The organism is Mesorhizobium sp. M1A.F.Ca.IN.020.04.1.1, assembly GCF_003997315.1.
Taxonomy (GTDB): Bacteria; Pseudomonadota; Alphaproteobacteria; order Rhizobiales; family Rhizobiaceae; genus Mesorhizobium.
The window spans coordinates 1-6,124 of record NZ_RZSN01000251.1 but is presented as its reverse complement, the minus strand read 5'-3'; the positions used below and the strand labels follow the sequence as shown (position 1 = coordinate 6,124).

6 protein-coding genes are annotated in these 6,124 nt (G+C 63.2%); 3 read left to right on the top strand and 3 right to left on the bottom strand.

Annotated elements, in window-relative coordinates:
- From EOA49_RS29565 to EOA49_RS29555, 3 genes are all read left to right on the top strand, one after another.
- Positions 1-1,450, top strand: a 1,450-nt coding sequence (locus EOA49_RS29565) for a TRCF domain-containing protein (protein ID WP_281058465.1), incomplete at its 5' end; no start/stop codon positions are given.
- 211 nt (positions 1,451-1,661) lie between these two features.
- Positions 1,662-3,035 (top strand): 3-deoxy-7-phosphoheptulonate synthase class II, encoded by a 1,374-nt coding sequence (locus EOA49_RS29560; RefSeq protein ID WP_127243513.1) that lies wholly within the window; start codon positions 1,662-1,664, stop codon positions 3,033-3,035.
- A 187-nt stretch (positions 3,036-3,222) separates the two neighbouring features.
- Positions 3,223-3,927, top strand: a complete 705-nt coding sequence (locus tag EOA49_RS29555; protein WP_127240957.1) for a hypothetical protein — start codon at positions 3,223-3,225, stop codon at positions 3,925-3,927.
- Here EOA49_RS29555 and EOA49_RS29550 read toward each other — a convergent pair whose 3' ends face one another.
- From EOA49_RS29550 to EOA49_RS29540, 3 genes are all read right to left on the bottom strand, one after another.
- Positions 3,928-4,695 (bottom strand): RES family NAD+ phosphorylase, encoded by a 768-nt coding sequence (locus tag EOA49_RS29550; protein ID WP_127240956.1) that lies wholly within the window; start codon positions 4,693-4,695, stop codon positions 3,928-3,930. It abuts the gene before it with no gap.
- Positions 4,655-5,032: an MbcA/ParS/Xre antitoxin family protein gene (locus EOA49_RS29545; RefSeq protein ID WP_127240955.1), complete on the bottom strand. Its 378-nt coding sequence runs from the start codon at positions 5,030-5,032 to the stop codon at positions 4,655-4,657. Before EOA49_RS29545 ends, EOA49_RS29550 begins: the two co-directional genes overlap by 41 nt.
- Before the next feature lie 72 nt (positions 5,033-5,104).
- Positions 5,105-6,124 (bottom strand): diguanylate cyclase (locus EOA49_RS29540; RefSeq protein WP_245460838.1); only part of this gene is annotated, 1,020 nt, incomplete at its 5' end.

Genomic DNA, 6,124 nt, shown 5'->3' with positions numbered 1-6,124 from the left:
TTTCAAGACCTTCTCGCAACGCTTTTCCGGCCTGCCGATCCGCGTCGCGCAGGCATCGCGCCTGGTCGGCTCCAAGGAACTGGCCGAGACCAAGAAGGGCGTCGCCGACGGCACGGTCGACATCGTCGTCGGCACGCACGCGCTGCTCGGTAGCTCGATCTCCTTCAAAAATCTCGGCCTGCTGATCATCGACGAGGAGCAGCATTTCGGCGTCAAGCACAAGGAGCGGCTGAAGGAGCTCAAGAACGACGTGCATGTGCTGACACTTTCGGCGACGCCGATTCCGCGCACGCTGCAGTTGGCGCTGACCGGTGTTCGCGAGCTGTCGCTGATCGCCACCCCTCCGGTCGACCGCATGGCGGTGCGCACTTTCATCTCGCCCTTCGATCCGCTGGTCATCCGCGAGACGCTGCTGCGCGAGCGCTACCGCGGCGGCCATTCCTTCTATGTCGTGCCACGTATCAGCGATCTTGCCGAACTCCATGATTTCCTGAGAGAATCCGTGCCGGAGCTGAAAGTAGCGGTCGCCCACGGCCAGATGCCGGCCGGTGAACTCGACGACATCATGAATGCCTTCTATGACGGCCAGTACGACGTGCTTCTGTCGACGACCATCGTCGAATCCGGCCTCGACATTCCGACCGCCAACACGCTGATCATCCACCGAGCCGATATGTTCGGTCTGGCCCAACTCTATCAGTTGCGCGGCCGCGTCGGCCGCTCGAAGGTGCGAGCCTATGCGCTGTTCACGCTGCCGGCCAACCGCAAGCTCACCGATACGGCCGAGCGCAGGCTCAAGGTGCTGCAGTCGCTCGATACGCTCGGCGCTGGTTTCCAACTTGCCAGCCACGACCTCGATATCCGCGGCGCAGGCAATCTCCTCGGCGAGGAACAATCCGGCCACATCAAGGAGGTCGGTTTCGAGCTCTACCAGCAGATGCTGGAGGAAGCGGTGGCCGAAGTGAAGGATTCCGGCGAAGTGCTGGATGGCGGCTGGTCGCCGCAGATCGCGGTGGGCACCGCGGTGATGATCCCGGAGAGCTATGTGCCGGACCTGCAGCTCAGGATGGCGCTCTACCGCCGCCTTGGCGACTTGGAGACCACCGAGGAGATCGACGGCTTCGGCGCCGAGCTGATCGACCGCTTCGGGCCGCTGCCGGAAGAAGTGACGCATCTATTGAAGATTGTCTTCATCAAGGCGCTTTGCCGCAAGGCCAATGTCGAGAAGCTCGATGCCGGCCCCAAGGGCGTCGTCATCCACTTCCGCAAGCGCGAATTCCCCAATCCGGTCGGACTGGTCAAATTCATCGGCGAGCAGGGCTCGCTGGCCAAGATCAGGGCCGACCACAGCGTCGTCTTCATGCGTGATTGGCCGAATGCGGAGAAGCGGCTGGCCGGCTCGGCTGTTGTCATGACTCAATTGGCGCGGCTGGTCGACAAAGCTGCCTGACGGCTTCACACTGGCATCCGAGCAGTTCAAGGCATTCGCCGCTGCTGAAATTCCCGGCTAGAATAGAAAATCGGCTTCGTGTAAGGAGCCGCGACCTCTGATTGGGGCGGGAATGGCGGGCGAGACCGCTCGCCAGTTTGTTTTGACGCAATTCCGGACTGAACCGTTCACAGTTTTCCTGGAATTGCTCTGAAGAGTTTTGGGTGCAGCGATGACAAAATGGTCGCCGAATTCGTGGAGAGCAAAGCCGATCAAGCAGGTTCCGGCCTATCCGGACCTTGCGGCGCTGGAGGCCACGGAAGCCCGGCTCACCACCTATCCGCCGCTGGTGTTTGCCGGTGAAGCGCGCAAGCTGAAGAAGCAACTGGCGGCGGTCGCCGCCGGCGAGGCCTTCCTGCTCCAGGGCGGCGACTGCGCCGAGAGCTTTGCCGAGCATGGCGCCGACAACATCCGCGACTTCTTCCGCGTCTTCCTGCAGATGTCGGTGGTGCTCACCTTCGCCGGCGCGCAGCCGGTGGTGAAGGTCGGCCGCGTCGCCGGCCAGTTCGCCAAGCCGCGCTCCTCCGACAGCGAGACCAAGGCCGGCGTGACGCTGCCGAGCTATCGCGGCGACATCATCAACGGCATCGAGTTCGACGCCGCGTCGCGCATCCCGGATCCCGCAAGGCAGGAGATGGCGTATCGCCAGTCGGCGGCGACCCTCAATCTCCTGCGCGCCTTCGCGCAAGGCGGCTATGCCAGCCTGGAGAACGTGCATCGCTGGATGCTGGGCTTCGTTGCCGACAGCCCGCAGGGCGAGAAATACGAATCGCTCGCCAACCGCATCACCGAGACGATGGATTTCATGCGCGCGGTGGGCATCACGTCGGAAACCAATTTCGCGCTGCGCGAGACCGATTTCTACACCAGCCACGAGGCGCTGCTGCTCGGCTACGAGGAGGCGCTGACCCGCGTCGATTCGACTTCCGGCGATTGGTACGCGACTTCGGGCCATATGATCTGGATCGGCGACCGCACCCGCCAGCCCGACCATGCGCATGTCGAATATTGCCGCGGCATCGAGAATCCGCTCGGCCTGAAATGCGGTCCGTCGCTGACGGCGGACGGCCTGCTGGAGCTTATCGACCTGCTCAACCCCGAGAATGAGCCCGGACGGCTGACGCTCATCGCGCGGTTCGGCTCCGACAAGGTCGCCGAGCATCTGCCGAAGCTGGTGCGGGCGGTGAAGAAGGAGGGCCGCAACGTGGTGTGGTCTTCCGACCCGATGCATGGCAACACGATCGAGGCGGCCGGCTACAAGACGCGGCCGTTCGACCGTATCCTGAAGGAAGTGCAGACCTTCTTCGAGGTGCACCGCGCCGAAGGCACGCATCCGGGCGGCATCCATGTCGAGATGACCGGCAAGAACGTCACCGAGTGCACCGGCGGCGCCCGGGCCATCACGGCGGAAGACCTGCAGGACCGCTATCACACCCATTGCGATCCGCGCCTCAATGCCGACCAGGCGATCGAACTGGCCTTCCTGGTCTCGGATCTGCTCAAGAAAAGCCATACGATCCAGCACAAGCAAGCCGCCAACGCCTAAGCCGCTTGCCAGCGATCGAACCGGGGCGTCGGACAAAGTCCGACGCCCTTTCGTTTGGGCCGATCCTGCGAGGCGCCGGCCGCCGAAACCTTACGAAAATTTATAGTTACGCGACCATCGCAAGACCAAGATTGAGGTGGAGGTGTCGCCCGCGGTCGAAAACCGCGCACACGACACAGGTCCCCCCATGCGCCACGAGCATGCCATCGTTCATCACCGCGCGATCGACTTCTGGTCGGCGCGGGCGGCGGTGCTTGTCGTCATCTGCCTGCAGCTTCTGGTCATCAACGACCTGTCCTTCGGTCCGCGCTGGCTCGCGCCCGCGATCGAGGCGGCGCTGCTCGTGCCTTTGTCGATCGCAACGGCCTGGACGCAAATGGCGACTCAGAAGACCGTCGATCACGAGCATTGGTATGCGATCGGCCGGTTTCGCGTCTTCATCCGCCGTACCGCCTTGGTCATGACCGGCGTCATCAGCATCATGAATTGCGGCTCGCTGGTCTTTCTGGTCCAGAAGCTGCTGGCAGGCCATGCCGGCGCCGGCACGACGCTGCTTGTCGACGCGCTCAACATCTGGGTCACCAACGTCATCGTCTTCGCGCTGTGGTTCTGGAGCACCGACCGCGGCGGCCCGCCGACCTGCGGCCTGGTCAAGCGCGCGCATGCCGATTTCCTGTTCCCGCAGATGACGCTGGCCGATCGCGAGATCCGCGACTGGCTGCCCGGCTTTGTCGATTACGTGTTCCTGGCCTTCACCAATGCGACGGCGTTCTCGCCGACCGACACATTGCCGCTCACTCAGCGCGCCAAGCTCCTGATGATGGCCGAGGCAATGATCTCGCTGCTGACGATCGCGCTGGTCGCCGCGCGTGCGGTCAACATTCTGGCTTAACTAGCGCCCGCGCTCCCAGCGCATATTCGCCAGCCTCGGATCGACAAAGCTCGTCCTTGAGAATTCCAGCCGCCTGTCTGGAAATTCGCAGATTGCCTGGACCCCGAACGAGCCGATGCGGATGCGCCAGGTATGAGGCTCCAGCGGCTTGGCCTTGGCAAAACCGCTGCACGTCAAGAGCGCGATGTTGGCGCCCTTCGGATCGCGCGCCGAGCGGTAGCGGATGGCCTGCATCCCCGCCTCGCGCGCCACGTCGGCGATGGCCTGGCAGGCGGCATAGTCAGTCGGATCCGTCCACGCCTTCTCGTCGCGGTCGAGCGGCGGCCGCGTGAGGTCGACGGCCTTCTCGCATCTGATGGCCGCGGCAAAGGCGGTATATTCGGCCGCGTCGTCCGGCCATTGCGTTTGCGGCGATTCCGCAAAGAACAGCAAGCGGTAGAAGGCCATTTCCGCCACTGCCGTCAGCACCGTCTCGGCGGCGTAATAGACGCCCTTGGTCTTGCCGGCGCGGCGGAAGCGCGAGCCGTACGGATAAATCGAGCCGTAGCGGAATGGCGTCGCCAGAAGATAGTGAAGGTGGCGGCATTCCAGCGGGATCCGCGGCTTGCTTTCCTCGATGAGGTCTTCGAGCAGGCCCTGCTCGTCGAGCCTGTCGACCAGCTTCAGGGTCGAGACGCGATGCTGCGCCTCGACCATCCGCCAATATTTGCCTTCGAGCCTGACGGCCTCAGACGAGAGCGCGTCGGGAATCCAGGTAGGCAATGACATCGACAAGTCCGGCAATGGTCAGGATTTTTTCGAGCGGCGTGCCGTCGAGCGCCGTGTTCGGTTTCTTCAGCCATGCCCGGGCGACCGTCTCGTCGCCGCCGACGATGGCGTCGAGCGAGCGGAACAGCCGCACGAACAGCACCGCAAGCTCGAACGGCTTGGTGCCGCGCTCGAGCAGGAACTCCTGCTTGCGCATGCGCGAGACCGTCGCCTCAGAGACGCCGATGACCAGAGCAAGCGTTCGCGCCGTGATCTCGAGCAGGTCGGCCGCGCGCAGCGTGGCCTTGGTGATGACGGCATTTTCTGCCGCCGTCGCGGCAGCGACTGGACGTGGCATGAGCGCACCCTTTCATTTCCGTGGAAAATATAGTCCACAGAAATTCATTTGGAAAGGGTGTCCAATGTGCCCTCAGTCCTTCTTGTAGAGCAGCCAGCCCTTGCCGGCACGGCCGGCCATTGTGGAATGCCTGGTGACGCGGTTGCGGCCGCCGATCTTGGAGCGGTAGAGCGCGCGGTCGGCCTTGGTGTAGAGGTCTTCGGGGGTGTCGGCCTCGGAAGCCATGCAAATGCCCATCGAGACAGTCACCGTGCCATAGTTCATCCCGGTCTGGCTGCTTGTGAACGGCGTCTGTTCGATCAGCACGCGGATGCGCTCGGCGATTTCATAGGTGGTGTCCTCGCTGGCGCCTTCGACGATCAGCGCGAACTCCTCGCCGCCGGTGCGCGCCACGAACATGTCGGCGCGGATGCTGGACTGGAAGATGTCGGCGATCATCTGGATGATCCTGTCGCCGACCGGATGGCCGTAACGGTCGTTGATATCCTTGAAGCGATCGATGTCGGCAAGGATGAGCGCGTTGAAGAGGATACCGCGGTTGCTGTTGTAGATGCGCGTGATTTCCTTGTCGAAGGCGCGGCGATTCCAGATCTGCGTCAGCGGATCGGTATTGGCGAGCCGCTTGTATTCCTCCAACTTCGATTTGACGCTCTCGAGCTCGGCCGTCTTTTCGCTGAGCGTGCTCGCGATCTGGCGGTTGTGATCCAGCGTCGAGCTGGTGGCGGCAGACATCGCGCCGGCGATCTTTTGCAGCAGATCCTGGGAAAGCAGGCTGCGATTGCTCAGGCCGCTCGACGTCTCGTCGAGGATGCGGCCGTACTTTTCGATATGGCTGCGCTCGCTGCGCAGCAGCGCAGCGACGTCCTCAAGCTCCTTGGCGACCACCTCGCGGGCGTGTTCGACGATCGCAGGCCCGTGGTGCTGCGGGAAGAAGGTGCGTCCGATGCGATCGAGATCCTTTTGCGTCGGGCGGTTGCTCAACGAGACGACAGCGAGGCTGAGCTCGTGATTGCTGCCGCTCAGCGCTTCATAGAAGATTTCGTAGTTGCGCGGCAGGCCGAGCAGGCCGAGCTGGCGCATGGTCGCCACAAC

Bases quoted from the DNA above. Each gene is read 5' to 3' on its own strand.
- EOA49_RS29560 (WP_127243513.1), top strand. From the start codon at position 1,662: ATGACAAAATGGTCGCCGAATTCGTGGAGAGCAAAGCCGATCAAGCAG.
- EOA49_RS29555 (WP_127240957.1), top strand. From the start codon at position 3,223: ATGCGCCACGAGCATGCCATCGTTCATCACCGCGCGATCGACTTCTGG.
- EOA49_RS29550 (WP_127240956.1), bottom strand. From the start codon at position 4,695: ATGTCATTGCCTACCTGGATTCCCGACGCGCTCTCGTCTGAGGCCGTC.
- EOA49_RS29545 (WP_127240955.1), bottom strand. From the start codon at position 5,032: ATGCCACGTCCAGTCGCTGCCGCGACGGCGGCAGAAAATGCCGTCATC.